Genomic DNA, 26,292 nt, shown 5'->3' with positions numbered 1-26,292 from the left:
CGAGGATACCTTTAAACAAGCACTTCTTAGCTCTTAAACCATATCCTTTTGAAATGCCTCTAACGCAATATGAACAGTCTCATCTGGAATAGATACGACATTCACTACCCCATATTCCTGCATTAACACCATATGAATTGCTCCAGCGTTCGCTTTCTTATCTTGTTTCATTAATTGAACGAGACGCTCTACATTCAAATCACTTGGCATTTTTGGATATCCGTACTTTAAGAACCACTGCTTCATCTCTTCATAAGAAAGATTAACCTTGTACACTTGCTCACTTAAAAATAAGGCAAATAACATTCCAACCGCTACTCCGTCACCGTGAGTAATATTTCCATATCCTAGTTCTTTTTCAAGAGCATGGCCTAACGTATGTCCAAAGTTCAAATGAGCACGTACACCTTTTTCTGTTTCATCTTGCGATACAATGTTTGCCTTTACAGGAATTGCCTTCGTTAATATATGGATTAACTTCTCATCACGAAGATCCGCTAATGTTTGCACTTCTTCTTTTAACCAATGATACAGCTTTACATCACCAATAAGAGCATGTTTTATCACTTCTGCATAACCTGAACGCCACTCTTTTTCAGGAAGAGACTGTAAAAAAGGCGTATGATATACAACTGCTTCTGGTTGATGGAATGCCCCTATCATATTTTTACCTAACGGGTGATTAATTGCTACTTTCCCACCTACTGCGCTATCGTGAGCTAATAAAGTCGTTGGAACTTGAACGAAGCGAATTCCACGCATAAACGACGCAGCAACAAAACCAGCTAAATCTCCAATCATCCCGCCTCCAAGTGCAATAATTAAAGAATTTCTATCTAATTTATTTTCAAGAGCTGACGTATGAGCCGCATAGAAATTTTCAAAAGACTTCTCTTTTTCGCCACTCGGTACGACAAATGAAAATACTTTTTGCTTTATTTGCAATGCATCTACAACTGTCTGTAAATGTAAAGTTGCAACAACTTCATCTGAAATGATCATGATGTTTGATACAGATGGCTGCATGTTTTGAATGATTGTTGTCAAATGTGACAACAATTCTTTTCCTACATGTACATCATATTCTTTTGATTTCGTTTGAATATGTATGTTTCCCATTAAAATCCCCTCGCATATTCATTATGTTTCTCAATATTTTCACGAATAAGGTCCATACGATCTAATCCGAATTGTTCTATTAAAGCTGTCGCTAATTCCCAAGCCACAACCGCTTCTGCAACGACACTAGCTGCTGGCACAGCACAACTATCTGAACGTTCAATGCTCGCTGTAAAAGGCTCTTTCGTTTCAATATCTACACTTTGAAGAGGTTTATATAGTGTAGGGATCGGTTTCATCACACCGCGCACAACAATTGGCATTCCAGTCGTCATACCGCCTTCTAATCCACCTGCATTATTTGTTCTTCGTGTATATCCATGTTCCTCATTCCACAGAATTTCATCATGAACTTCACTTCCCGGTCTATGCGCTGCTTCAAAACCAATTCCAATCTCGACGCCTTTAAAAGCATTAATGCTCATAATTGCAGCTGCTAATTTTGCATCCAGTTTTCGATCATAATGTACATAGCTACCGACCCCAATTGGCATTCCTTCCACAATCACTTCAACGATTCCACCTATTGAATCACCATTTGCTTTCGCATCATCAATTGCTTTCATCATTTGGTTACCTGCTTCTTCATCTAAGCAACGTACAGGTGATGCTTCTGTAATACTTTTTAATTCTTCAATTGAACTATACGTAATTTCCTGAGCCTCAACACCACCAATTTCAATTACATGGCCCGCCACTGTAATACCAAGTTCTGCTAACACTTTTTTAGCAACCGCACCAGCAGCAACACGCACTGTCGTTTCGCGTGCTGAAGAACGCTCCAATACATTTCTCATATCTCTATGACCATATTTAATCGCACCATTTAAATCAGCATGCCCAGGTCTTGGTTTTGTTACTTTCCTTTTCATTTCTTTTTCTTCTTGTTCCGTTAAAGGCTCTGCGCCCATAATTTTTGTCCAATGTGCAAAATCACGATTTTCAACAACAAGTGCAATTGGAGAACCTAATGTCTCTCCATGTCTAACACCACTTACAATTTGCACTTGATCTGTTTCAATTTGCATGCGTCTACCACGCCCATGCCCCTTTTGCCTTCTAGCTAACTCTTCATTTATATCATCCGCTACTAAAGGCAGTCCTGCCGGAACACCTTCTATAATCGTTGTAAGTTGTGGACCATGAGATTCACCAGCTGTAATATATCGCATACGTTATTCCTCTTTTCGTATATGTATTTATCTCGCTATATTAAGCAATGATATTATCTTTCCTTACTCTAAAAATATGAAAGAATTTATATATTTGATCAGCCATTCGCTTATTCTCCAATAGGCCTTTTACTTTACATATCAATATATCATAACAGCTCTAACTTCGTAACTAATTGCAACAAAAAAAGTGCAAGAAGAATACCCCTATTCTCCTTGCACTTTCTACTATTATCACAGTGATTAAAGCGTTTACAAATTATTTCAAAATAATTAGTAAATCCATTCATTCATTAATTTTGAGTAGTCAACTAATTCTTCTTCCTTAAAGAAAATAGCAATCTCGCGCTCTGCACTTTCTAACGAATCAGAACCATGGATAATGTTTTTCGCAACAGTTACACCGAAATCTCCACGAATTGTTCCAGGAGCTGCTTCATGTGGTCTTGTTTTACCCATCATGTTACGAGCTGTATCTACTACACCTTCACCTTGCCATACCATTGCGAATACAGGTCCAGATGTAATAAAGTCTACTAATTCACCAAAGAAAGGTTTCTCTGTGTGCTCAGCATAGTGTTGTCCAGCAATTTCCGGAGTGACTTGCATTAATTTTGCACCAACTAATTGAAAGCCTTTTTTCTCAAAACGAGCTACGATTTCCCCAATGAAGGCACGTTGTACACCGTCTGGTTTTACCATTAGAAATGTTTTTTCCATAAAAAATCTCTCCACTTCTGAATTATGTATGTAATTGTATATCCCCACACACATATTAACACCCTTATCACAATTGCGCAATAGTTTTGAAATAGAGAGATTATTTTATTTTTTAGAAAAAACACTAAAATTTTCGTTTCCCAATATACTTTGCTACATTTTGTAATGCATACTTCGCTTGTCCACGCGGAAGTGGTTTTATGATTTCTAATGCTTTATGTAAATAACGTTCACTAAACGCAAATGCTTGATCAATAGCGTCACTATTTTTTACAGCCTCAATAATTTCTTTCATTTCGTCCGCTGTTGTATTTTCATGTACAGATGTGATTTTCTTACGAAGCACGGGATCTTCCATAGCGTATAGGGCAGGAAGCGTAATATTCCCTTGTAACAAATCACCACCAGCAGGTTTTCCAAGCTTCTCTTCTGTGGAAACGAAGTCTAAAATATCATCAATAATTTGATACGACATTCCTACAAAATACCCATACCAAAATAGTCGATTTACCGTATCACGATTAGCGCCAGCAGCAATTGCTCCTAGTTGACAACTCGCAGCAATTAATAATGCTGTTTTTCGCTTTATTCTTCTTAAATACGTTCGTAAATTTTGGTCATAATTGTACTTATCTTTAATTTGTTCAATTTCACCTTTACACACTTCTAGAATGGTATGCGATAGCGCCTGATGCGCCTCTGGAATTTCGATATTTGTTATACATTCAAGAGACTTAGCGAACAAATAGTCCCCTGTATACATTGCAATACGATCTCCCCATTTCGCATTCACAGTTGCACTACCACGTCGTAAAAATGCAGCATCAATAACATCATCGTGAACAAGAGAAGCCATATGAATAAGTTCTAACGCAACAGCTACATGCTTAATTGCATCTAACTTATAATCTCCAAATTTTCCCGCAAGCAACACAAATACAGGACGAATTCGCTTCCCACCAGCTTCAATAAGTTGTAATGCCGCCTCTTCTACCAATGGCTGTTCAGAAGCAACTGTCTTTTTTAATTCTTTTTCTATCACATTAATATCCGATCGTAAAAAAGAGTACATAAGTTGTAACTTCATATTGTTCACCTTAACCTAAAACTTCTTTTTTCTTTTTTCTTTTTTCTTTTTTCTTTTTTCTTTTTTCTTTTTTCTTTTTTCTTTTTTCTTTTTTCTTTTTTCTTTTTTCTTTTTTCTTTTTTCTATTTTGATTCTGGTTTCATACCCAAATGCATCGCTGCTACCCCAAAAGTAAACGGCTTCACTTGTACACGTTCAAGTCCAGCTTCTTCAAACATATGAGCCAATTCTTTCATACCCGGGAATGTACTAGCAGATTCTTGCAGCCATGAATATTCTTTAAAACTTTTCGCAAATAACTTTCCAAATAACGGCATGATATATTTAAAGTATAAAATATATCCTTGTCGAAAACCAATCATTGTTGGTTGAGATGTTTCTAAACAAATTACTTTTCCACCTGGTTTTACTACACGCGTCATTTCTTTTAATACGTGCATATAATCCGGTACGTTACGTAAACCAAATCCAATCGTTACATAATCAAATGTGTTATCTTCAAATGGAAGTTCCATTGCATTCCCGTGTAAAAGTTCTACTTGTTTTAATTGTAACGCCTCTACCTTTTGCTTACCGACAGATAACATATTTTCACTGAAGTCTAAACCAACAACCTTGCCCTGTTCACCTACCGCTCCAGCTAGCGCGATTGTCCAGTCCGCTGTCCCGCAGCATACATCAAGAGCTTTGCTACCTGGTTTTACATCCATAATGCGCATCGTCTCTTTACGCCACGCTTTATGTCTTTGAAAACTAATGACAGAATTCATCACATCGTATTTATCAGAGATTTTCTCAAATACATCATGTACTCTTTCTTCTTTTGATTGTTGCATGCTCGTACCTTCTTCCAATGTAAAATTGCTTATGTCTTCGATTTATCTCTTAACACAGAGTTTATTTCGCTTATATCTGTGTGGTTTTCCAAATATTGATTTTCTTTCTTTCTGAGTGCCATCATCCATCCATGAATAACTGTTTCTACCTCCGCTTTATCCTTCATAATCCCTTGAACTGCTTGAAAAACAGGTGAATGTTGTTTATCAGCGTGCAGTTCACATTCTTTTTGAAGACGGTTTTTTCCTAGTACATACGTTATAAATGGCTTCCAATGCGATACATGAAAATGATCACATGTTTTTTGCAAGAGTGCAGACTCAATCGTTACTACACTTTCCATTATGTCATCCATCGTTTCATGCGCTTTTTGATATAACATTATTTTGTGTTCATTAATTTCTTTAATTCCTTCAGCAAGCGCGCGAATTAAAACAATATCACGATTCATAGACAATAAGTAATAATATAACCCACTATAGTAATCACCAGCAAGTACTGTTAACTGGCGACGTTTATGCGATTCAACCGCTTCTTCCCCTGCTTTATTTGATACTCTTTCATGTGTATCAAGCGCAATTTGCACAAGCATAATCGTTACTACATAATGCTCAATTTGTTCTATATGTAAATTTTCACTTTTTAAAGCACCATATAACAATGCTATTTTTTCTTCATCAATAAATGGTTCTTCAATATAGTTTATAAAATAAGGATGGCGTAATTTCTCCATCAATTTCTCTCTTATACCCGCATACCCTCCGTAGATGTCACACACAAAAATCACCCTTGTTTTCTAATTCATAAAACTTATTATAACACATACATTCTATTTTCTATAACCAAAACTTGGCTACTCTTTCCAAACTTCCACCGAACTAAATAACATCTTCCATTCTTTTTAGTAGTCTTTCTATTCTCACTCTGCCTTGCTAAAACTATATCATTTATTTACATAAAAAAAAAAGAAAAGCAGTTTCCTACTTTTCTTTACTTTGTTTTAATAAAAGATAAAATTTCACTACGTGCCGCTGCATCATTTTCTAACACACCACGTACTGCTGTTGTTACAGTTTTCGCGCCCGGCTTTTTCACACCACGCATCGTCATGCACATATGTTCCGCTTCTACTACTACCATTACACCATGCGGCTCTAGTACTTCCATAATAGAGTTCGCTACTGTTGATGTAATACGTTCTTGCAGTTGTGGACGACGTGCAATTGTATCTACAGTTCGAGCTAATTTACTTAACCCTGTCACTTTTCCGCCTTGTGGAATATATGCAACGTGAGCAACTCCATAGAATGGAACTAAATGATGCTCACACATCGAATAAAACGGTATATCTTTTACTAGTACAAGCTCCTCGTGATCTTCTCCGAACACTTTATGCAAATGTTCTTTCGGATCTTCATGCATACCCGCGAACACTTCTGCGTACATTTTTGCCACACGCTTTGGTGTATCAAGTACTCCCTCACGATTTGGGTCATCTCCGATTGCCTCTAAAATAAGGCGTACTGCATGTTCAATTTGTTCTAAATTAACTTTTGCCATCCGCTAGCCCTCCCGAAAACCTAAAAGTGATACGAACACATTCTAGCATATTTATGTTTTTAAAAGCAAAAAGAAGAGTTCCCAAAAAGGAAACTCTTCTTCCCTGTTAATATGTAAGGATTATTTAACCGCATCTTTTAACGCTTTACCAGGTTTGAATGCAGGTACTTTACTTGCAGCGATTTCAATCTCCTCACCTGTTTGTGGGTTACGACCTTTACGAGCCGCACGCTCACGAACTTCGAAGTTACCGAATCCGATCAGTTGTACTTTATCACCTTGTTTTAAAGCTTCTAAGATAGAATCAAAAACAGCGTCTACTGCTTTTGTTGCGTCCTTTTTAGAAAGGGAACTTGCTTCTGCAACAGCATTGATTAAATCTGTCTTGTTCATGCCATTCACCTCCTCCCAAAGATAAGACTGTATAATGATCATAAAATGAGTCTTACTTTCATTTGTAGGCAATTTTTACAAATTCTATACTACAAAGATGTAGATAAATCATTATCAACGCCTATATTATACGATTCTCCTTTATAATTCAATATTTTTAAGGAAATTGTTACTCTTAAAATGTGAAAATCTGATGAAACTTGACAATTTACAACAATATATTAGATAATGACTGTTTATTTTGCTATTCTATACGCGAAAATCAAAAAAAATCCCTCTACGATGAGAGGGATTTTTTTCTTATAATATAATCGCAATTAATCCGCCAGATCCTTCATTAATAATTCTTTCTAGCGTTTCTTTTAATTTATATCTCGCATTTTCTGGCATTAAAGATAGTTTCGCTTGAATGCCTTCTCGAACAATAGAGCTAAGTGAACGTCCGAATATATCAGAATTCCAAATTGATAATGGGTCATCTTCAAAATCCTGCATTAAATAACGAACTAATTCTTCACTTTGCTTTTCAGTACCAATGATTGGCTCAAACGTTGACTCCACATCTACTTTAATCATATGAATAGACGGAGCTACAGCTTTTAATTTCACACCAAACCTTGAACCGTGACGAATAATTTCTGGCTCATCTAAGCTCATGTCAGCTAACGCAGGCGCTGCTACACCATATCCTGTTTGCTTTACCATACGCAGGGCATCCGCCACTTGATCGTATTCTATTTTCGCATGAGATAAATCGAGCATAAGCTTTAATAAATGATCTTTCCCTCGAATTTCTACTCCTACTACTTCTTTTAAAATTTGATCATATAATTCATCTGGTGCATATAAATCAATCTCTGCTACACCTTGCCCCATATCAATGCCAGCTAAGCTCGCTCGATCAATAAATTCATACTGACTAAACTGCCAAACGACACGGTCCACATCACGAAGACGTTTTATATCCTTCACAGTCTCTTGAACAGCTTCTTGATAACTTTGGCGTAACCAATGCCCTTCATTTAACACCATCACCCAGCTCGGAAGGTTAACATTCACTTCTAAAACCGGGAACTCAAATAAAGCCTCTCGAAGCACATTGTACACATCTGTTTCCCTTAAACTTTCTACACTCATCGCAATGACTGGGATATCATATTCTTCAGATAAACTTTGGCGCAATTGCTCTGTATCTGGATGATACGGCTGTACAGTGTTGATGATCATAATGAAAGGTTTTCCGACTTCTTTTAACTCATTTACTACGCGTTCTTCTGCTTCTATATAATCTCTTCTTGGAATTTCACCAATCGTTCCATCTGTTGTAATTACAACACCAATTGTGGAATGTTCTTGAATTACTTTACGTGTTCCGATTTCTGCAGCTTCATGGAATGGAATAGGTTCTTCATACCAAGGAGTATTAATCATGCGCGGGCCATTCTCATCTTCATAGCCTTTTGCTCCTGGAACCGTATATCCAACGCAATCTACCAATCGAATATTCACTTCAAGACCTTCATCTACTTCGATAGAAACCGCTTGGTTTGGAACAAACTTCGGTTCCGTCGTCATGATTGTACGACCAGCAGCACTTTGAGGCAGTTCATCCTGCGCCCTTTGACGGTCAGACTCATTCTCAATATTAGGAATAACTACAAGTTCCATAAATTTTTTAATGAATGTTGATTTCCCTGTTCGAACAGCTCCTACAACTCCAAAATAAATATCACCGCCTGTGCGTTCCGCAATATCTTTAAAAATATCTACCTTTTCCAAGTGATTCCCTCCCTCAATATTTTTGGGAATAATTCCACATTTATAGTCAACTAATACCTTCTCTAACGTTGCCTATAATATCTGATATAATATAATGGTATTCTAGAAGTTCGGACAATATATCATATAATTTTGTCCAATTTCATATGACTATTAAAAAATACCTTTTGTTTGCATCGCAAGTTGTGTAACATAAAAAACCTTTCTTCTAGAACTTATTCACTAAAAGAAAGGTTCATGACTTATGATTTTAAAAAAATTGGTTCTCCATTCTTTACCGTATACGGTAAAGAATACGCAGGTACAAATGGAGAATCTTTCGAAAGTATATTCCGAATATCTTCCCCCTCCTTAAATTGCCCTTCATTTTTTTTCAACGCTTCATATAAGTCGATTCGATAATCAACATAAATTTCTCCCTTTTCATTGATTACAAAAGGAAGCCCTTTACCAGAATACGGACTTGTCACTTGCGGCACATCTTTATATCCTAGTTTTTTGAAATCTAATTCATACACACCATCTGAAATTACCTTTTTAAAAGGCGGATATTGATGTTCATCCCGATACATCCTAAGCTTTAATGATAATTCCTGGATTTGTTCAGCCATCCTAACATCAATTAACTTTACTGTTGGGTTTGTTTCAACGTCTATTAATACGTATTGGTATACTCCTCCGCTTTCATACGCATTTCCTGGCGCTTCTTGTATGTAACGCGGAGCAATCTTTTGAAAATCGATTGGATACTTTTGATAAATAGGCGTACTCATATCCCGCGTCTTAATTGGCAATATCCCCTCATTTTGCTCCTTAAATGTCACTACAGCTTTTTGAACAACCTGTATCTGATCTTCATAAGGAACGGCATTTTGTTTCATATTTTCTTTCGGATACAGACATCCTGTTAAAAGGCTCATACAACAAAATATTAAAATAATATGGACTTTTTTCACTAGCAATCACCTTTTCATACTAATATAACTTGCTCCGTATGTAGCATTTTCGAGACCATTCCCTTTACTGCTGTACAGGTCCACTAAATACAACAAGAAAAATAACAATTCCTGACACAATCATAAGGGTGTACGCTACTAACGCTGTAATCCCTTTCAAAAATTTATTCTTTATTTTGTATCTACTTAGTAAAATAAAACTTACTGCAAAAAACATAAATCCAATTGCTCCTAAAGCAAACCACATTTTTATGAGCCCTTCTGACATATACACACCCCTTTTTATTAATCTATTTTTATACTATTTTAACAAATTAAAATCTTTAAACAAATACAAAAAGAACATTTTACTACAAATTACGAATATATAATTTTAATCAACAGGTTTTTTCGCATCTTCCACTAATCTAAATAAAAATAAAACCGAAGCGAGTGTATCTCTCGCTTCGGTTGACCAAATATGCCCAAAACAGCTCTATTCCCATACTTTCATGGCTATCATATGCAATCTACAAACTCTTTGTTTCTTATATTTATTTTTTAAACATTTTGCTTAACGAGCCAAAATCTGCGGGCATATTATTGTTAATGATCGCTTTTACAATTTGATCCTCTTGTTCTTTCGGCACTTCACGTCCTGCCATAAGAGCCACTTGATGAATCAATTGACGAAGCACAGTCTCATCACGTAAATTCGCATTCTGTACAGATGATGCTAATTTAAAAATATCTTCTTTATTCACTTTCGCTTCTTTTTCAATGTTATTAAAAATGTTATTATCCATTCTTTTCACCCTCTCCTCAAGTTACTCTTCATCCTATGCAAAATTAAAAAAATGGTGAAAAGACCCATAAAAATAAAAAGCGACAGAAGTACAAATGTACTTCTGTCGCTTTTCTTTAAAGTAAGTCAGGTATAGCTTCCACTTCATGTTTTCGAACACGTCCCATTAATGAGCCTACTGCATCTTTCACATTATTCCCATTGAATAGCACGTCATATAAGGCAGCTGTAATCGGCATTTCAACTTCCATTTTCTCTGCTAATTCGTGAGCAGCTTTCGTTGTTCTTACACCTTCTACAACCATACCCATGCTTTCTAACACCTCTTCTAAAGAGTGTCCTTTTCCAAGCATATTTCCAGCGCGCCAATTTCGGCTATGAACACTTGTACAAGTTACAATTAAGTCTCCCATACCAGTTAGACCAGCAAACGTTAATGGATTTCCGCCCATTTTTCTTCCTAAACGAGCAATCTCCGTTAAACCACGTGTCATTAATGCCGCTTTCGCATTATCACCTAATCCAAGTCCATCAGTTATCCCAGCAGCTAATGCGATAATATTTTTTAACGCACCACCAAGCTCAACTCCAACGATATCTGGATTTGTGTATACACGGAAGTAACTATTCATAAACAAATCTTGTACTTCCTCAGCCGCTTCCATACGCTTTGCTGCAGACGTAACCGTCGTCTCTTGACGTAAACCGACTTCTTCAGCATGACTCGGTCCAGACAGTACAACAACGTCTTTAATCAAGCCCTCTGGAATTTCTTCCTCAATCACTTCCGAAATACGTTTTGACGTACCAGGTTCAATCCCTTTACTTGCATGAATCCAAGTAGTCGGACCCGCTACATATTTCTTCATATCTTGTAATACCTCTCTATACGCTTTCGTTGGTACTACAAGAAGTACTACATTTACATCTACTAATGCTTCTTCTAAAGAAGAGTAGGCTGCGATTGTGCTTGGCAATGTAATTCCTGGAAGGTATCGACTATTCTCATGTTTTGTATTAATCTCATCCATAAGTTCAGAACGATTTCCCCAAATACGTACATCATGTCCATTGTCAGCTAATACCATCGCTAACGCTGTTCCCCAGCTACCTGCTCCAACTACTGTGATTTTTGTCATAAAATCACATCCTCTCCATTAGTCTCTTGCTCTAGCGATAATGTGAATCGGCGTTCCTACAAAACCGAACGCTTCACGTAAACGATTCTTTAAGAAGCGCTCATATGAAAAGTGCATTAATTCTGTATCGTTTACAAATATAACAAATGTTGGTGGTTTTACCGCAACCTGTGTCGCATAGAAGATTTTCAGACGGCTACCATTATGAGTTGGTGTTGGATTCATCGCTACCGCATCCATAATTACATCATTTAATACGTTCGTTTGAATACGGATACTATGGCTTTCATTTACTTCATTAATAACTGGTAATAATGTTTGTGTACGTTTTTTCGTTTTCGCAGATAAGAATACAATCGGTGCGTACTCTAAAAATTGGAAATGAGCACGGATGTTTTCTTCAAATGCTTTCATTGTTTTTTCATCTTTTTTCACTGCATCCCATTTGTTTACGACGATAATAACAGCACGTCCTGAATCATGAGCATATCCAGCAATTTTTTTATCCTGTTCAATAATTCCTTCTTCTCCGTCTAAAACGACTAAAACAACGTCAGAACGTTCAATCGCTCTAAGCGCACGAAGTACACTATACTTTTCTGTGCTTTCGTATACTTTCCCTTTTTTACGCATACCAGCTGTATCGATGATTACATAATCTTGACCATCTTTACTATATGGTGTATCAACAGCATCACGTGTCGTTCCCGCTATATTACTTACAATTACACGTTCTTGACCAAGAAGTGCATTTACAAGTGATGATTTCCCTACATTTGGACGTCCAATTAAAGAGAAACGGATTGTTTCATCATCATACGCTTCTTCTTCAATCTTTGGAAAATGATTTGCAGCTTCATCTAACAAATCACCAAGTCCTAAACCGTGTGTACCTGAAATCGGGAATGGCTCGCCAAATCCTAATGCATAAAAATCATAAATATCACTACGCATTTCTGGATTATCAACCTTATTTACCGCAAGTACAATTGGTTTTTTAGAACGATATAAAATTTTAGCAACTTCTTCATCTGCTGCAGTTACACCATCGCGACCATTCGTCATAAAAATGATAACATCTGCTTCATCAATCGCTACTTCCGCTTGTTGACGAATTTGTGTCAAGAACGGCTCGTCTCCAATATCAATTCCACCTGTATCAATAATGTTAAATTCATGATTTAACCATTCTCCCGCACTATAAATACGGTCTCGTGTTATACCTGGTATATCTTCTACGATTGAAACTCTTTCTCCAACAATTCTATTGAAAATAGTAGATTTTCCTACGTTCGGGCGGCCTACTATTGCTATTACTGGTTTCGGCATATACTTTCATCCTTTCAACTTGCTTCTGTTTATTATGTAAAAAACCCTTCTTTGTGCAAGAAGGGATTTGCATTCCAGAATATTTCTCAGCGTATCAAAACACCTCACATTATACCACACGTTACTAATGTTTCACAATAATATATACATTCTCTTGTAAGCGATGCGCAATACCATCTAAAATTGCCTCTAAATTATTTGCAACAAATTCTAACTCATCTGTCGATTCACAAGTAAACAAAGGGGCACCACCAGCAAATTTCTCCGGCGTTGTTGTAATAACCGCGAGAATTACACTTTCTAACATCATCTTTTATCTCCCCTTCCTTTCGGGGCTTCCGATGACATATGAACAGCACTTTCTAACGTCGGCACATTCCCTATGACACCTATCGCTTTCTCTGCATCTTGATCTTGTGGCAAGACAAAAATCCCAACCCTACCATCTTCTAAATCACGCTTTGCCAACGGCACAAGCGCTGGCGTACCAGAATCTCTATAAATCCCTAAAGCAACCGAAACATCATGTAAAATAGCTTGTCGTTGTCCTAAGTTTGAGATTGTCACCATCGCATCAATTGTTTTCGGCCTTAAAATAAAGCCCATTCCATATTTCATAATTTCCTCTTGCCTTGCTGGCAATCCAATATTCATAATGTAAATATTATCAATATACAGCCCCGCTCCTTCAAAACGAAGTGGAACATGCTCGATATCAACAAGATCATGTAACCTTCTGCCAGACATTAATTTTTTCGCGATAATAAATGCGATTATAGCCATAATTACTCCAGCAATCCACGAATGGAATCCTATATACGCAAACGTCGTTGCAAACGACGTTAACATCGCCAAATAGTTTCGACTTTCAAAAACTAACGCAATCCCTTCAATATATGTATTTCCACGCGGTACGAGCTCATATCCATCTAATTGTTGAAGGGTATTTCTTTCCATATTACGCACATCACGAAACTGTGTTGCTGCTAATGTAAGAAATGTAATAGCAGAAAAATCTTTTTTCAAAATTGACGGAATCGCAATCGCTCCTAAAGCCGCTGCAATTAACCCCATCGCAACGTGAATAATTTTTCCATGGAGCCTCGTCGGATATTGACGCGTATCTGTCCGGAGCATTAGCACTCTCGTTACTGTCCCCGCTATTACTCCGCATAAAATGGCCGGTGTATATTCAGTCATGTATTACCCTCGCCTTTCTTTTACGTGCTTTCCTCTTGAACTGTTCCATGTATACTGATGCTTTTGCAATCCAAAACAAAATTGCCATGAAAAATGTAGCAACGGCGACGATATCAAAAAACGCTAAACTTCCGTAATCATAAGGGAAATGTAGTTTTCGAAAAATAAGTGTCACTAACAATTCCCCCTGTAACATTCCTATATAAAGAGAACATAATCGCAATATGCGATCCTCATGCAATAAAACCGATGCATACACAAGAGCACCACTTACCAAAAACAACCTGTCCACCACAATCCAAATCGGATCATATACTTCTAACAAATGAAAACTTGTATATAACATTGCAATAATAAGTGCCGAAAGTAAGCTATATAATTTTTTCCAAATAGAATATAGTGCGATTCCTATAAAAGCAACAATACAAAGCAAAAGTGCATTTACTGATACCGTGAATGAAGCAATCGTTACATGTAACGGAGAGCAAATAATAAAAATCAATATACAAGTGCTTATCTTCCACCGCATAGAGTCCTTTTTCATAAAAAAAGTTACAACAATCCACCCTATCCAAGCTAAAAAATAAAAAGTACTCCCTTCCATCATTTCACCTCCTATGTTTTCCATTATGGGAACTTTTTATGAAAGTTAATCCACTTTCTTCGCGCATAGTTTTTTCATATAACAGCAACACTTTTAATAAGGAGGTGCTATTCATTATGGGTAAAGATCGTCAAGAACGAAAACTAAGAGAATCACGTCGCGTTGAATCTGATCGTGACCAATCACTACAATATCCGGGTGCAACTGGACTGGATACACCAGAGCAAGCCCGAAAACAAAATCAGCACTAATGAACACAAAAAGACGGTTTCGATATTGTACGAAACCGTCTTTTACATAATTATTTTAATGATTTTTACTTATATCAAAATAACATTTAACATCCGAATTTTTCTATGGTTTATTTTTATCTCTACCTATTTTTCCTTTGCGAAATTAAACCCTCCCCAATAATTCAGTAGCAAACTATCTACATTTTCCAGCCTCTTTTTCAGTCGCAACTTGCACAAGATAGTGTTTATATAGGAATAATTTTGTTTTGATAGAATATTAATTCCATTCCTCACCTTATATTACTAAAACGAACAAAAACAAAAAAATCAACCAAACGGTTGATTTTTTTATCTTCTACTATAATGCGTCGTATCAATACCACGCTGTGTTAACCAATGATACGTTTCGCCCTTTACAACAAGAGGTACAGCCTGTAACTCTTCTATCGTCTTTGCACCAAGAGCTGTCATAATAAATTTCAAATCTGTATGTAAAAGATCAATTTCATCCACTAACTTCTCGATACCATCTTGCATTAAAATACGTAAAAAGTATCCAGCAAACGCAGTTGTATTCGCCCCTAATGCGATTGCTTTCGCTACGTCAAGCGCTGTTTGTATACCCCCAGATGCAATAAAAGAGAGGTTATTATTTGTAGAGGTTGCTTCAATAATCGAGGTTGCTGTTCGTATGCCCCAGTTATTAAAATAAGAAAGCATTCGCTGTCTTCTTTCATTTTCAACAGCAGCAAAATTTGTACCACCTTGTCCACCAATATCAATTGCCGTTACACCTATGCTCGCTAACTGTTGTACGGTTTCCTTACTCATCCCAAATCCAACTTCTTTCACAATGACAGGAACTTTACTATTTAATACAATTTTCTCAATGCGCTGAAGTACACCAGTAAAGTCACGGTCTCCTTCTGGCATCGTTAACTCTTGTATGACATTTAAATGAATTTGCAATGCACTCGCTTCAATCATATCAACGGCACGCTCTGCTTGTTCGATAGTTGCCTCACTACCTAAATTAGCAAAGAAAACACCATTTGGGTTTACCTTTCTGATAATCGTATAAGAAGCAGCCTCACTTTCATCTTTTAACGCCGCCATTTGCGACCCTACAGCCATAGCAAGATTATGATGTTTCGCTACATATGCTAATTGCTCATTAATATGTAACGTTTTCTCTCCCCCACCACCAGTCATCGCATTGATAAAAATCGGCGAACTTAGTGAAAGTTCGCCGATTTTTGTTTCACATGTTATTGTGTCATAACTTGAATTTGGCAATCCTTGATGCACAAAATCAATATCATGAAAGCCATGCGTACGAGACTGACCAGTAGAAAGAGCGTATTCAATATGATCTAATTTACGTTTTGCCCTTACCACTTGTACCCCTCTTTATTTCTTTAATTTTTTCAGTTGTTCACCAATAATATCACTTAATTGGAAAGTAGCAGAATCAGCATTTGGTTCATACTGACTGTAATCCTCAATTACATTATTTTCCTCAAGCGTTTCTTTTATACTTAAAGAAATACGTTTCTCTGCAACATGGACTTCAAGCACTTTCACTTTTACTTCTTGTCCCATTTCCAATACTTCATTTGGATTTTTCACGTGACGATTTGCAATTTGAGATACATGCACAAGACCTTCAACGCCAGGTAAAATTTCAACGAATGCACCGAATGTAACAAGACGTTTTACTACTCCCTCACGAATATCTCCAGCTTTTATTTCGCCAGCAACATTCTCCCAAGGTCCTGGCTGTGCTGCTTTAATTGATAAAGAAATACGTTGTGTATCAGCATCAACAGATAATACCTTTACCTTTACCTTTTGACCTTGCTCTAATACTTCAGAAGGTTGCTCTACACGTTCGTGTGAAATTTGTGAAATATGAACTAAACCGTCTACACCACCAACGTTAACGAAAGCACCAAAATCCGTTAATCGTTGCACTGTTCCTTCAACAACGTCTCCCTCTTTTAATGAAGAAATCGCTTCTTTTTTCTTAGAATCTAGTTCTAATTCTACTACTGCTTTATGCGAAAGGATTACACGATTTTTTTCGCGGTCTAATTCAACAATTTTCACGGCTAATGTTTTGCCTTTATAGTCAGTAAAATCTTCTACATAATGTACTTCTACAAGTGAAGCTGGGATAAAACCACGAACACCAAGGTCCACAACTAATCCACCATTCACGATATCTTTTACAGTAACATCAAACACATGACCAGAAGTAAATTTCTCTTGTAATTCTACCCATGCTTTTTCTGCATCAACAGCACGTTTAGATAAGACAAGATCATCTTCTTCTAATTTAATAATTTTTAATTCTAGTATTTGATCTAATTCTACAACATCGCTTGCTTTTTCAATATGAACGTTAGCTAATTCACTAATTGGAATTACGCCATCTGTTTTGTATCCAACATTTACAAGCACTTGTTTCTCTTCAACTTTCGTTACAGAACCTGTAACAACGTCACCAACTTGTAATTCTTTTGAATCCATAACTTCTTCATTCATTTTCTCTACCATGGAAATACCTCCCTACAGAATTGACAAAGCATTTTTTATGTATATACGAAATGAAAACATATGTTTTCATTTGCATGTTTAAGAATTTATCATCACATACTCAGTTTTCATACATTTCACTAGAAAATATATTAAACCTATATAAATAGTATACAGCAAAATCATCTTGAAGAAAGTATGTTTTGAAATATAATAGCGAATATATTCTGAAAGTTTTATCCTTCTTTTACTAACTTCTTACAAATCCGATCATTTGTCAAGGAAAGAGACTCACAATTCACGCATCCTTTACATTTCTATATAAACAAAAAAAAGAAAGAGGTTATCCCCTTTCTTTATTTCGCAAACACTCCTGAAACAATACTCATAATTTTTTGGACAACTTCTTCAATTGATAAAGAAGTTGTATCTAATTCCAATGCATCATCAGCTTTCTTTAGAGGAGAAACCTCGCGTTCTGAGTCTAATTTATCACGCTGAGCAATTTCTTTTTTTAACTGCTCTAAATTAGAATCGAAACCTTTATTTATATTTTCTAAATGTCTTCTTTCTGCTCTTTCTTCAACAGAAGCAAGCATAAAGATCTTCACTTCAGCATCTGGTAACACATGTGTACCAATATCACGGCCATCCATTACAACGCCGCCTTTTTCCGCTAACTCTTGTTGACGACGTACCATTTCTTCACGAACAAGGCGATGTTTCGCCACAATAGATACTCGATTCGTCACCTCAGGTGTACGAATTACTTCAGAAACATCTTGTCCATTTAAAAATACAAGTTGTGTATTTTCTCCTTGCTGAAACTCAATATTTACATTCTTTACAACTTCCATTAACTTCTCTTCATTTTCAATGTCCACTTTTTGTTCAAGGGCTGCATATGTAATCGTGCGGTACATTGCGCCTGTATCAATATAAACGTAAGAAAGTTTCTTTGCCACAACTTTTGCAACCGTACTTTTTCCAGCAGCTGCTGGACCATCTATAGCAATTGAAATTCGTTTATCCATTGTAACACCTCATTTTTTCACTTATAAAACAAAACGAAAAGCAGGTATTCTCCTGCTTCTTCTCATTTGCTTCACGTCATTAAATCCTCAATTATTGTAGCATAATCCTCCATAGAAGAAAATGAAAACTACCTATTCACCTGTAAGATTTCTGCTTTGTTTTTTACCATGACACCTTCATAATAAACAATTTTAGATAAATATTTCACTGATGACTTATGTATAAATAACAATTGCACAACAGAAAGACAAATGAATTGTATTACTAATATACGAATAAAAATTTTCTCCATCTTTTTCAATGTAATTGCTCCCTCCTATCCTACATTTACACATTTCGTTTCGTGATTTTATACATCGTATATATAGCAGCTAACTTTATTGTCATTTTCGAGGCATACTTTTATACATTTCCATTGTCGAATTTACTCAAAACATGTTATGTTCTAAATGTATTTTTCAACTTGAAAGGGGTATAAGCATTGAAAAGAATCCTAGTTTTACACACAGGTGGAACAATTGCAATGGAGGAAGATAAAGAAACTGGGGTCGTACAACCAGGTGAAAAAAATCCTCTTTTAAAATTTATTCCTGATTTAGAAGGCGATGTTGATTTAATCGTTGAAGACGTGTTCCATCTACCATCTCCTCATATGACACCGAGCGAAATGTTACAATTACAAGTCATCATTGATGAAAGAGTAAAACAAGACAACATTCATGGCGTAGTCATTACGCATGGTACGGATACATTAGAAGAAACAGCCTATTTCTTAGATTTAACAGTGCAAGCAACTATTCCAATCGTTGTAACAGGTGCAATGCGTTCTAGTAATGAATTAGGTGCTGATGGTCTATATAACTTCTTATCGGCTGTAAAAGTAGCTAGCTGTAGTGAAGCTGCTGAAAAAGGTGTTTTAGTCGTATTAAACGACGAAATCCATTGCGCTACAAATGTAACGAAAACACATACAAGTAACGTGGCAACATTCCAGAGTCCACAGTATGGACCAATTGGTATGGTAACAAAGCGCGGCGTTGTATTCCATCACGCTTTAGTACACCATGAAACATATTCAGTAAATAAGGTTTCTAAAAACGTAGTTGTTCTAAAAGCATACGCTGGTATGGACGATACATTGTTAGCAGCAATTGAAAACCTTCCAGTAGATGGGATTGTTATTGAAGCACTTGGACAAGGTAATTTACCTCCAAGAACACTTCCTAGTCTAGAACGATTAATCGACAAAGGAATTCCTGTCGTATTAGTTTCTCGCTGTTTCAATGGCATCGTGCAAGATGTATATTCATATGAAGGTGGCGGCAAACAATTAAAAGATATGGGTATTGTATTCACATACGGTTTAAATGCTCAAAAAGCACGTATTAAATTATTAGTTGCATTAGAAAATACAAATTCTCATGAAACAATCCAAAATATGTTTATGCACAATTAAAAAGAAGCTGTCGAAGTTTATTTCGACAGCTTCTTTTTATATTTCCCTTGACGCAATGGTTTGCGCAATCGCATCCCCATGAAATCGACCGTTCTCAATAAATATTTCATTTGCATTATTTCCAGCAGCAATTACACCTGCAATGAAAATATTTTCAGCGTTCGTTTCCATTGTATCCTCTGCATAAATCGGACGTCCTGTTTCTTCATCAATCCGAACACCCATCTTCGTTAAGAAACTATGATCAGGATGGTAACCAGTCATCGCAAATACAAAATCATTTTGGATTGTATATGCCTCATCATCGACTGTAAACGTTACTGTATGTTCAGTAATTTCTTTCACGTGAGCCCTGAAATGCATTTGAATTGTGCCGCTTCGCACTAACGCCTCAAACTCCGGCAAAATCCACGGCTTAATGCTTGGTGAATACTCACTTCCGCGATATAAAACCGTTACACGCGCACCGGTTTTAACAAGTTCTAACGCAGCATCTATACTCGAGTTTTTCCCACCTATAACTACTACATCTCGATCAAAATAAGGATGTCCCTCTTTAAAATAGTGAGCTACTTTCTTCAGTTCCTCGCCAGGAACATTCATATAATTTGGATTGTCATAATATCCAGTTGCTACAACAACATATTTCGCTATATATATTTCTGTACTTCCGTCACACTTTGTTGTCTCAACATGAAAAACTTCTCCATCTTTTTGTACTTTCTCCACTCGCTCAAAAGCATTTACACGTACAGATTTACGCTTTACTACTTCACGATAATACGCAAGCGCTTGATTTCGAACTGGCTTACGATTTTCTGTAATAAAAGCTACATCACCAATTTCTAATTTTTCACTAGAAGAGAAAAATGTTTGATGAGTTGGATAATTATAAATTGCATTTACAATGTTTCCTTTTTCAATTACTAACGGATTTATCCCTACCTTTTGCAACGAAATTGCTGCTGCTAATCCGCACGGACCGCCTCCAATTATGATAGCTGTTTCTTTCTGCATACTCAGCTCACTCCTAGTCTTCTACCAATACGCTATTTATAAAAACAAGAAAAAACCTACTTACAGCAGTAGGCACCTATCTTTATTGTATTCATTTTTCATATATTTGTCATCTAAACGAAACGTACATCCGATAGACATCTGCTAAAAACTGCTGAAATTTAATACCTTGTTTCCCTAATACATTTTCAGGATCAATCTTTCTAGCTGGGTCAAGTGTTTTATGTGATACGATATCTTTCTTCGGATTCAAGCCGAAGTTTTGACATAAATACGCATGATACCACGTAAAACGGGTATATGCTTCCCAAAAGTTAACATCACCGCCATAACAAAGTTCCACTCCAATGGCAGCCTTATTAGCATCATAACCATATAAGTCATTATCTGTCGGCACACCATATCGAACGTGATAGGCAACTTCATTTATAGGAACAATTTCCAATATTGTTTTATCATCTATAAATGTATGTGCCGAAGCTTTCGGTTGTATTTCATTAAAATAATCCCGATTCCCTATCGCATTGCTACCAGGGTTCCCCGTATCATGACTTACAATAAACCTTACTTTAGAAAGAGGAATTCCCGGTCGTGAACTTCCATACCCAATATAGTTACGCTCTATAGGAAACATCGCCATTACTACCAACTCCCGCTTCAGAAGATTACCTTACTTCTTTATATATGTATTCGGTAGCAATGTCCTTATCGCATATTTCTTACGCGAAGAGAAAATCGAAAATATTTGATGTGAACACCATAAATAATAAAATACTTACAGCAACTCCATAAAAACCGTAAAACCAAACACAATCTTCTTTCGTATCTAAACCGAAAAATTTATTTACAGATTGTAATAATGTGCCGCGCTTACTTTGTTTGTTTCTTAATACTTCCACTCGTTCTACAACATCTGCTGGCATCATAAATCTTTGGTCTACTGTCATTTTCATCATTTATCTCTCCTTAAAATCATTTCCGTTTTGTTTATCTAAGGAGAGTATAGCACGTTTGTTCGTGTAGAACAAGCGTTCTTTTTTGTTTTTATTTTATTTTTCAACAATCCAAGTAAGAATTGAGATTACAAAAGCGATAATCGGCCCTACTACAACTGCACCAAATATTAAAAACAGTAGTCCTTCTCCGAACATCCGAACGTTACTTGTTTTTCGGGCTTTCATCGTTCTTGAGAGTTCTCCCTCTAACCTCTTAACCTTTTCTTCTAATTGTTCTACTCGTTCCATCATTTCATTTTCCATATACAACACCTCAAACTAATACTTCAACAAAAAAACGTGATTCCCTCGAAAGGAATCACGTTTTCTCACGATATAATATTATACCCAACCTCTGAAGCGACTTGCTTCAGCCATTTTACGAACACCGACCATATACGCAGCTAAGCGCATGTTCACTTTACGAACTTGTGCTGTTTCATAAATAGAATCAAATGATCTTACCATTACTTTTTCTAAACGTTGTTCTACTTCTTCTTCAGTCCAGTAGTAACCTTGGTTATTTTGTACCCACTCAAAGTAAGATACTGTTACACCGCCAGCACTTGCTAATACGTCTGGAACAAGTAAAATTCCGCGATCTGTTAAAATTTTAGTTGCTTCTAATGTTGTTGGACCATTTGCAGCTTCAACAACGATTTTTGCTTTAATATTATTAGCATTTTCTTCTGTAATTTGGTTCTCAATTGCAGCTGGAACTAAAATGTCGCAATCAAGTTCTAACAATTCTTTGTTTGAAATTGTATTATTAAATAGTTTTGTTACTGTACCGAAGCTATCACGACGGTCTAATAAATAATCAATATCTAATCCGTTTGGATCATGCAATGCACCGTAAGCATCCGAGATTGCAATAACTTTCGCGCCTGCATCATGCATAAATTTAGCTAAGAAGCTACCAGCATTACCGAATCCTTGAACAACAACGCGTGCACCTTTAATATCAATGTCGCGTTTTTTTGCAGCTTCGCGAATACAAATTGTTACACCTTTCGCCGTTGCTGTTTCACGTCCATGTGATCCACCTAATACAAGTGGCTTACCTGTAATAAATCCTGGTGAATTAAATTCATCAATACGGCTATATTCATCCATCATCCATGCCATGATTTGAGAGTTTGTGAATACATCTGGAGCTGGAATATCTTTCGTCGGTCCTACGATTTGGCTAATTGCTCGTACATAACCGCGGCTTAATCTTTCTAACTCACGGAATGACATTTCACGTGGGTCACAGATAATTCCACCTTTACCTCCACCGTATGGTAAATCAACAATACCACATTTTAAACTCATCCAGATTGAAAGTGCTTTCACTTCATTTTCTGTTACATTCGGATGGAAGCGAATTCCACCTTTCGTTGGACCAACAGCATCATTATGTTGTGCACGATATCCTGTAAATATTTTAACAGTCCCGTCATCCATACGAACTGGTATTTTCACTGTCATCATACGAATTGGTTCTTTTAATAATTCATATACTTCGTTTGGATAACCCAATTTTTCTAATGCTTCACTAATAACAATTTGTGTCGAATTCAATAGTTCAAAATGTTGTTCCCTTTGTTGTTGTGTTTTTGTTTGAGTTCCCTTTTCGGCTACCATAGTAAGTAAACCCCCTGTAATTTCACTTGTTTAGTAAACCTTCATTGCCTAGTATACACCGTTAAATTTGGAATGCAATAGAAAACGCTAACAAATATATACAAACTATTTCCTGTTGCAAGCGTTTTCACTATCATTATAGTCCTTTTATTGCTTTTAGAAAAGTAAAATACTTAAATATTTAAATATTTTTTATTTTACCTATATATAACAACTTAAGAAGATATTTTTAAGTATAGTAAAGAGCGCCCAAATATTTATGATTCCCGCTATACCATTAATCGTTTTGACATTTTCAGACCAACATTTTAGGTTTCTCCAAATAAAAAACAAAACCTTAGCTTTGTTATATTAGCTAAGGTTTTGTTTTTTCACAAAGTAATTGTGTATTTGTTCAATTGCTTGAGAAGCCATTAATTCTTTACCATACTCCATTAGACGATAAATAGTTGCTGTAGACGGATTACCATATTCCGCTAAAATAGCTATAAAATCTGCCTTCAGTAATTGAACTTGCTCCTCTTCTTCCATCCAAAGATAGAAACGCTCATCCCACGTATATAGTTTTCCGCCAGTTACATCAAGGTTATATAAACGATTCGACAGGTTAATTACGTCATCTAGTGTAGCAAACTCATAAAGTATATGCTCGCTTTCATCTAGAGTCACTTGCATTTCAATAAACTCGTCACGGAACTCATCATCTGTATCCACATCTTGATGTTCTTTCGTTACAATTACGACCATTCCTTGCGCTTGTAGAGAAAATACTTCAACTGCAATCGGGCCATCCGCTTCAAACCCTAGTTCCTTATTTGCTTCTTGCATCATATCACGAAATAATTGCTGTACTTTCGGTGCATTTCTCCACAAATCTTCTTTCGTTAACCCTCGTTCAGATAAATCATCAAATGTTAAGAAAATTTTTATCTTATTGTAATTTAATCGTTCCAGCCTCATCTCATACCCTCCCTACGTAACCAATGAATATAATTTTTATTATATGAAATAGAAAATAGATGGTTCTTTTCGAACAACTATTCTAACATTTTTAACCAATCATCCCATTCTTCTTTCGTATCACCAATTAGGCATGTTTGAATGTTCAACTGATCTCGAGCACCTATTTCTCCTATAAATCCAACAGAAAGTTTCTCACTTTTTTCTTGCAACAAATTCATGTCTTTCATCGCGTTCTTAAGTTCTCGTTCCTCATCAAAAGAGACTACTACATATGTAGGTTGTATTTGCTCAACAGCTAACAAAATACCATCTTCCACTAAGCTTGACCTAATATATATCACCTCATATCCTTTTAAACGTAAATACGTTGAGAAAACAAACCCTTTCAACATATTATTTTCTAACACGACAACTTTGTGTATAGAAGAAAATGATGATGCATTATGATACACCATTCCTAGACGAGTTTGTAAAAATGATACGACATATTGGAATTGCACCATTGTAACTTCATTATTATTTTTTAACGTTAACAATTTATTTGACACTTGAAGAACAATACTTGCTATGACTTTTTCTGTTGCATAAATACTGAAAGCCTCGTTTAACAATGCAGAAGTTGTAATTTCATCAAATTTTAACAAAGCTTGCAGTAAATCGTCCACTAAAACAACTTCTCTATCGTAATGTATTTCTTTTTGAACATTACTCTGCAAACGATTCTCTTCTAATAATTGAACTGCTTGTCCAATCATCATGCCGGAAGAAACCTTGTCCATTAACCATTTCAAAATTTGAATATGCTCTTCTGTATATAATCGATGCCCCGCATGATTCCGCTTTGGGGCAATAATTTGATATCGTCTTTCCCATGCACGAAGCGTACTCGGCTGAATTCCAATTATATTCGAAACAGCTTTTATGTTATATTTCCCGTTTAGAGTTGGCATCATTTCCCTCCGCACAACGTAATAATATGTGTTTGAGCAGGTGCTCGGAAGCGAAGTGGAATCAACGTTGTTCCATACCCATTACTAACAAAAAGAGTCATATTTGAATGCTTATATACGCCACCTTTTAAATATTTTTTAGATGGGAATAATCGAATCTGTCCTCCATGTGTATGTCCACTTAACACAAGTGAAATTTGTTCTTTTCCAGACATTTTATTTATTATATCAGGGTTATGACTAATTAATATGCGAAAACCATCTTCTTTGCAATCAGCCAACGCTAAATCTAAACGATCACGCTTCAAACCAACATCATCTACACCGAGTAAACAAATTTTTTCTCCTAGTTCAGACTCAAATACAACTCTTGTATTATCTAAAACTTTCACATTATTTTCTAATAACAAAGCATCTAATTCATGATATTCAATCTCATAATCATTATTTCCCCACACAAAATATACAGGAGCTATCGCTCTTAACTTTTGTATATTTGCAGAAATTTTCGAAAAAGGGACACCTCTTTCCGCTAAATCACCGCCAATAATCACAAGGTCTACTTTTCCTTTTACTTGTTCAATTAATGAACTTGAAATGACCCTTCTATGAATATCAGAAATAAAAAACACCTTTACTTTTTGAAAACTTTTCGGAAATTCTTCAAAAAGTAAAGTATGTTCTAACACAGTATTACGCATCGCTTCTGTATACATTACAAGAAGAAATATAATACCAATACATATGAGAGCACTTAATAAGATAATCCATATCATATATTTTTTACTCCCTTCCGC

31 protein-coding genes are annotated in these 26,292 nt (G+C 36.1%); 2 read left to right on the top strand and 29 right to left on the bottom strand.

From position 1 onward, the window contains the following. Positions 1 to 33: 33 nt before the first annotated feature. The 17 genes from aroB to DN392_RS20315 form a co-directional block, all read right to left on the bottom strand. Complete coding sequence (gene aroB, locus DN392_RS20395; protein WP_000526814.1) at positions 34 to 1,119, bottom strand: 3-dehydroquinate synthase; 1,086 nt, start codon at positions 1,117 to 1,119, stop codon at positions 34 to 36. Next, positions 1,119 to 2,291, bottom strand: coding sequence for a chorismate synthase (aroC, locus tag DN392_RS20390; RefSeq protein WP_001269357.1), 1,173 nt, complete (start codon positions 2,289 to 2,291; stop codon positions 1,119 to 1,121). The genes aroB and aroC overlap by 1 nt, the downstream gene beginning before the upstream one ends. Before the next feature lie 273 nt (positions 2,292 to 2,564). Beyond that, positions 2,565 to 3,011: a nucleoside-diphosphate kinase gene (gene ndk, locus DN392_RS20385; protein WP_000415885.1), complete on the bottom strand. Its 447-nt coding sequence runs from the start codon at positions 3,009 to 3,011 to the stop codon at positions 2,565 to 2,567. A 124-nt stretch (positions 3,012 to 3,135) separates the two neighbouring features. Continuing rightward, the gene (gene hepT / locus DN392_RS20380; protein ID WP_000776074.1) at positions 3,136 to 4,098 is read right to left on the bottom strand and encodes a heptaprenyl diphosphate synthase component II; all 963 of its coding nucleotides are present in this window, start codon (positions 4,096 to 4,098) and stop codon (positions 3,136 to 3,138) included. A gap of 122 nt (positions 4,099 to 4,220) precedes the next feature. Continuing rightward, the gene (gene menG, locus DN392_RS20375) at positions 4,221 to 4,934 is read right to left on the bottom strand and encodes a 2-heptaprenyl-1,4-naphthoquinone methyltransferase (protein WP_001187665.1); all 714 of its coding nucleotides are present in this window, start codon (positions 4,932 to 4,934) and stop codon (positions 4,221 to 4,223) included. A gap of 29 nt (positions 4,935 to 4,963) precedes the next feature. Beyond that, complete coding sequence (locus DN392_RS20370; RefSeq protein ID WP_002108646.1) at positions 4,964 to 5,713, bottom strand: heptaprenyl diphosphate synthase component 1; 750 nt, start codon at positions 5,711 to 5,713, stop codon at positions 4,964 to 4,966. A gap of 212 nt (positions 5,714 to 5,925) precedes the next feature. Further along, positions 5,926 to 6,495, bottom strand: coding sequence for a GTP cyclohydrolase I FolE (gene folE / locus DN392_RS20365; protein ID WP_001151478.1), 570 nt, complete (start codon positions 6,493 to 6,495; stop codon positions 5,926 to 5,928). A 120-nt stretch (positions 6,496 to 6,615) separates the two neighbouring features. Beyond that, on the bottom strand, positions 6,616 to 6,888 hold the full coding sequence (locus tag DN392_RS20360) for an HU family DNA-binding protein (RefSeq protein WP_001043860.1): 273 nt from the start codon (positions 6,886 to 6,888) through the stop codon (positions 6,616 to 6,618). Between the two features lie 300 nt (positions 6,889 to 7,188). Beyond that, entirely contained in the window at positions 7,189 to 8,667 is a 1,479-nt protein-coding gene (spoIVA, locus tag DN392_RS20355) for a stage IV sporulation protein A (RefSeq protein WP_000416519.1), read from the bottom strand. 242 nt (positions 8,668 to 8,909) lie between these two features. Beyond that, complete coding sequence (locus DN392_RS20350) at positions 8,910 to 9,623, bottom strand: hypothetical protein (RefSeq protein ID WP_000755477.1); 714 nt, start codon at positions 9,621 to 9,623, stop codon at positions 8,910 to 8,912. Positions 9,624 to 9,687: 64 nt separating this feature from the next. Beyond that, positions 9,688 to 9,891, bottom strand: coding sequence for a DUF2768 domain-containing protein (locus tag DN392_RS20345; protein ID WP_001288995.1), 204 nt, complete (start codon positions 9,889 to 9,891; stop codon positions 9,688 to 9,690). Between the two features lie 265 nt (positions 9,892 to 10,156). Next, positions 10,157 to 10,408, bottom strand: a complete 252-nt coding sequence (locus DN392_RS20340; protein ID WP_000369753.1) for a stage VI sporulation protein F — start codon at positions 10,406 to 10,408, stop codon at positions 10,157 to 10,159. A 115-nt stretch (positions 10,409 to 10,523) separates the two neighbouring features. After that, complete coding sequence (locus tag DN392_RS20335) at positions 10,524 to 11,546, bottom strand: NAD(P)H-dependent glycerol-3-phosphate dehydrogenase (RefSeq protein ID WP_000161770.1); 1,023 nt, start codon at positions 11,544 to 11,546, stop codon at positions 10,524 to 10,526. 18 nt (positions 11,547 to 11,564) lie between these two features. Next, positions 11,565 to 12,875, bottom strand: coding sequence for a ribosome biogenesis GTPase Der (gene der / locus DN392_RS20330; RefSeq protein WP_001125888.1), 1,311 nt, complete (start codon positions 12,873 to 12,875; stop codon positions 11,565 to 11,567). 124 nt (positions 12,876 to 12,999) lie between these two features. Next, entirely contained in the window at positions 13,000 to 13,185 is a 186-nt protein-coding gene (locus tag DN392_RS20325; RefSeq protein ID WP_000979052.1) for a capping complex subunit for YIEGIA, read from the bottom strand. Continuing rightward, positions 13,182 to 14,075, bottom strand: coding sequence for a YIEGIA family protein (locus DN392_RS20320; protein ID WP_000141603.1), 894 nt, complete (start codon positions 14,073 to 14,075; stop codon positions 13,182 to 13,184). The genes DN392_RS20325 and DN392_RS20320 overlap by 4 nt, the downstream gene beginning before the upstream one ends. Beyond that, the gene (locus tag DN392_RS20315; RefSeq protein ID WP_000399215.1) at positions 14,068 to 14,679 is read right to left on the bottom strand and encodes a YphA family membrane protein; all 612 of its coding nucleotides are present in this window, start codon (positions 14,677 to 14,679) and stop codon (positions 14,068 to 14,070) included. Before DN392_RS20315 ends, DN392_RS20320 begins: the two co-directional genes overlap by 8 nt. Positions 14,680 to 14,795: 116 nt before the next feature. Here DN392_RS20315 and DN392_RS20310 point away from each other — a divergent pair, with 116 nt between their 5' ends. After that, complete coding sequence (locus DN392_RS20310) at positions 14,796 to 14,930, top strand: YpzI family protein (protein WP_000513900.1); 135 nt, start codon at positions 14,796 to 14,798, stop codon at positions 14,928 to 14,930. Positions 14,931 to 15,260: 330 nt separating this feature from the next. Here the strand turns inward: DN392_RS20310 and DN392_RS20305 are convergent, their stop codons facing one another. The 4 genes from DN392_RS20305 to DN392_RS30475 all read right to left on the bottom strand — a co-directional run bounded on the left by DN392_RS20305 (position 15,261) and on the right by DN392_RS30475 (position 18,786). Continuing rightward, positions 15,261 to 16,310, bottom strand: a complete 1,050-nt coding sequence (locus DN392_RS20305; protein ID WP_000251027.1) for a type 2 isopentenyl-diphosphate Delta-isomerase — start codon at positions 16,308 to 16,310, stop codon at positions 15,261 to 15,263. A 12-nt stretch (positions 16,311 to 16,322) separates the two neighbouring features. Beyond that, on the bottom strand, positions 16,323 to 17,471 hold the full coding sequence (gene rpsA / locus DN392_RS20300; RefSeq protein WP_000229549.1) for a 30S ribosomal protein S1: 1,149 nt from the start codon (positions 17,469 to 17,471) through the stop codon (positions 16,323 to 16,325). 335 nt (positions 17,472 to 17,806) lie between these two features. Continuing rightward, positions 17,807 to 18,484, bottom strand: coding sequence for a (d)CMP kinase (gene cmk / locus DN392_RS20295; RefSeq protein WP_000361262.1), 678 nt, complete (start codon positions 18,482 to 18,484; stop codon positions 17,807 to 17,809). 128 nt (positions 18,485 to 18,612) lie between these two features. After that, positions 18,613 to 18,786: a YpfB family protein gene (locus DN392_RS30475; protein WP_000738047.1), complete on the bottom strand. Its 174-nt coding sequence runs from the start codon at positions 18,784 to 18,786 to the stop codon at positions 18,613 to 18,615. Between the two features lie 180 nt (positions 18,787 to 18,966). Between DN392_RS30475 and ansA the strand changes: the two genes are divergently transcribed. Next, positions 18,967 to 19,941, top strand: coding sequence for an asparaginase (gene ansA, locus DN392_RS20290; RefSeq protein WP_000822014.1), 975 nt, complete (start codon positions 18,967 to 18,969; stop codon positions 19,939 to 19,941). A gap of 36 nt (positions 19,942 to 19,977) precedes the next feature. Here ansA and DN392_RS20285 read toward each other — a convergent pair whose 3' ends face one another. The 8 genes from DN392_RS20285 to DN392_RS20250 form a co-directional block, all read right to left on the bottom strand. Next, positions 19,978 to 20,958, bottom strand: coding sequence for a YpdA family putative bacillithiol disulfide reductase (locus tag DN392_RS20285; protein WP_088321474.1), 981 nt, complete (start codon positions 20,956 to 20,958; stop codon positions 19,978 to 19,980). 109 nt (positions 20,959 to 21,067) lie between these two features. Then, a complete protein-coding gene (locus DN392_RS20280) occupies positions 21,068 to 21,598 on the bottom strand; it encodes a peptidoglycan recognition protein family protein (protein ID WP_001240648.1) in 531 nt (176 codons plus the stop codon). Positions 21,599 to 21,677: 79 nt separating this feature from the next. Next, positions 21,678 to 21,914: a DUF3961 domain-containing protein gene (locus tag DN392_RS20275; RefSeq protein WP_001983018.1), complete on the bottom strand. Its 237-nt coding sequence runs from the start codon at positions 21,912 to 21,914 to the stop codon at positions 21,678 to 21,680. A 93-nt stretch (positions 21,915 to 22,007) separates the two neighbouring features. Beyond that, positions 22,008 to 22,217: a hypothetical protein gene (locus tag DN392_RS20270; protein ID WP_000426773.1), complete on the bottom strand. Its 210-nt coding sequence runs from the start codon at positions 22,215 to 22,217 to the stop codon at positions 22,008 to 22,010. Positions 22,218 to 22,295: 78 nt separating this feature from the next. After that, complete coding sequence (gene gudB, locus DN392_RS20265) at positions 22,296 to 23,582, bottom strand: NAD-specific glutamate dehydrogenase (protein WP_000225171.1); 1,287 nt, start codon at positions 23,580 to 23,582, stop codon at positions 22,296 to 22,298. Between the two features lie 351 nt (positions 23,583 to 23,933). Next, positions 23,934 to 24,542, bottom strand: coding sequence for a genetic competence negative regulator (locus DN392_RS20260; RefSeq protein ID WP_061673444.1), 609 nt, complete (start codon positions 24,540 to 24,542; stop codon positions 23,934 to 23,936). A gap of 77 nt (positions 24,543 to 24,619) precedes the next feature. After that, positions 24,620 to 25,495: a MerR family transcriptional regulator gene (locus DN392_RS20255; protein WP_061673445.1), complete on the bottom strand. Its 876-nt coding sequence runs from the start codon at positions 25,493 to 25,495 to the stop codon at positions 24,620 to 24,622. Next, positions 25,495 to 26,271, bottom strand: coding sequence for a metallophosphoesterase (locus DN392_RS20250; RefSeq protein WP_000637806.1), 777 nt, complete (start codon positions 26,269 to 26,271; stop codon positions 25,495 to 25,497). The genes DN392_RS20255 and DN392_RS20250 overlap by 1 nt, the downstream gene beginning before the upstream one ends. Between the last annotated feature and the right edge of the window lie 21 nt (positions 26,272 to 26,292).

Source organism: Bacillus sp. BB51/4 (genome assembly GCF_008368845.1).
Classification (GTDB): Bacteria; Bacillota; Bacilli; order Bacillales; family Bacillaceae_G; genus Bacillus_A; species Bacillus_A wiedmannii.
The sequence above is the reverse complement of the archived record's forward strand: the minus strand, read 5'-3'. Positions and strand labels throughout refer to the sequence as shown.

What these genes read in the sequence shown, in the direction of transcription:
- aroB (WP_000526814.1), bottom strand. Translation starts at nt 1,119, where the DNA reads ATGGGAAACATACATATTCAAACGAAATCAAAAGAATATGATGTACAT.
- aroC (WP_001269357.1), bottom strand. Translation starts at nt 2,291, where the DNA reads ATGCGATATATTACAGCTGGTGAATCTCATGGTCCACAACTTACAACG.
- ndk (WP_000415885.1), bottom strand. Translation starts at nt 3,011, where the DNA reads ATGGAAAAAACATTTCTAATGGTAAAACCAGACGGTGTACAACGTGCC.
- hepT (WP_000776074.1), bottom strand. Translation starts at nt 4,098, where the DNA reads ATGAAGTTACAACTTATGTACTCTTTTTTACGATCGGATATTAATGTG.
- menG (WP_001187665.1), bottom strand. Translation starts at nt 4,934, where the DNA reads ATGCAACAATCAAAAGAAGAAAGAGTACATGATGTATTTGAGAAAATC.
- folE (WP_001151478.1), bottom strand. Translation starts at nt 6,495, where the DNA reads ATGGCAAAAGTTAATTTAGAACAAATTGAACATGCAGTACGCCTTATT.
- DN392_RS20360 (WP_001043860.1), bottom strand. Translation starts at nt 6,888, where the DNA reads ATGAACAAGACAGATTTAATCAATGCTGTTGCAGAAGCAAGTTCCCTT.
- DN392_RS20345 (WP_001288995.1), bottom strand. Translation starts at nt 9,891, where the DNA reads ATGTCAGAAGGGCTCATAAAAATGTGGTTTGCTTTAGGAGCAATTGGA.
- DN392_RS20340 (WP_000369753.1), bottom strand. Translation starts at nt 10,408, where the DNA reads ATGGATAATAACATTTTTAATAACATTGAAAAAGAAGCGAAAGTGAAT.
- DN392_RS20335 (WP_000161770.1), bottom strand. Translation starts at nt 11,546, where the DNA reads ATGACAAAAATCACAGTAGTTGGAGCAGGTAGCTGGGGAACAGCGTTA.
- der (WP_001125888.1), bottom strand. Translation starts at nt 12,875, where the DNA reads ATGCCGAAACCAGTAATAGCAATAGTAGGCCGCCCGAACGTAGGAAAA.
- DN392_RS20325 (WP_000979052.1), bottom strand. Translation starts at nt 13,185, where the DNA reads ATGATGTTAGAAAGTGTAATTCTCGCGGTTATTACAACAACGCCGGAG.
- DN392_RS20320 (WP_000141603.1), bottom strand. Translation starts at nt 14,075, where the DNA reads ATGACTGAATATACACCGGCCATTTTATGCGGAGTAATAGCGGGGACA.
- DN392_RS20315 (WP_000399215.1), bottom strand. Translation starts at nt 14,679, where the DNA reads ATGGAAGGGAGTACTTTTTATTTTTTAGCTTGGATAGGGTGGATTGTT.
- DN392_RS20310 (WP_000513900.1), top strand. Translation starts at nt 14,796, where the DNA reads ATGGGTAAAGATCGTCAAGAACGAAAACTAAGAGAATCACGTCGCGTT.
- rpsA (WP_000229549.1), bottom strand. Translation starts at nt 17,471, where the DNA reads ATGGTAGAGAAAATGAATGAAGAAGTTATGGATTCAAAAGAATTACAA.
- cmk (WP_000361262.1), bottom strand. Translation starts at nt 18,484, where the DNA reads ATGGATAAACGAATTTCAATTGCTATAGATGGTCCAGCAGCTGCTGGA.
- DN392_RS20285 (WP_088321474.1), bottom strand. Translation starts at nt 20,958, where the DNA reads ATGCAGAAAGAAACAGCTATCATAATTGGAGGCGGTCCGTGCGGATTA.
- DN392_RS20280 (WP_001240648.1), bottom strand. Translation starts at nt 21,598, where the DNA reads ATGGCGATGTTTCCTATAGAGCGTAACTATATTGGGTATGGAAGTTCA.
- DN392_RS20275 (WP_001983018.1), bottom strand. Translation starts at nt 21,914, where the DNA reads ATGATGAAAATGACAGTAGACCAAAGATTTATGATGCCAGCAGATGTT.
- DN392_RS20270 (WP_000426773.1), bottom strand. Translation starts at nt 22,217, where the DNA reads ATGGAAAATGAAATGATGGAACGAGTAGAACAATTAGAAGAAAAGGTT.
- gudB (WP_000225171.1), bottom strand. Translation starts at nt 23,582, where the DNA reads ATGGTAGCCGAAAAGGGAACTCAAACAAAAACACAACAACAAAGGGAA.
- DN392_RS20260 (WP_061673444.1), bottom strand. Translation starts at nt 24,542, where the DNA reads ATGAGGCTGGAACGATTAAATTACAATAAGATAAAAATTTTCTTAACA.
- DN392_RS20255 (WP_061673445.1), bottom strand. Translation starts at nt 25,495, where the DNA reads ATGCCAACTCTAAACGGGAAATATAACATAAAAGCTGTTTCGAATATA.
- DN392_RS20250 (WP_000637806.1), bottom strand. Translation starts at nt 26,271, where the DNA reads ATGATATGGATTATCTTATTAAGTGCTCTCATATGTATTGGTATTATA.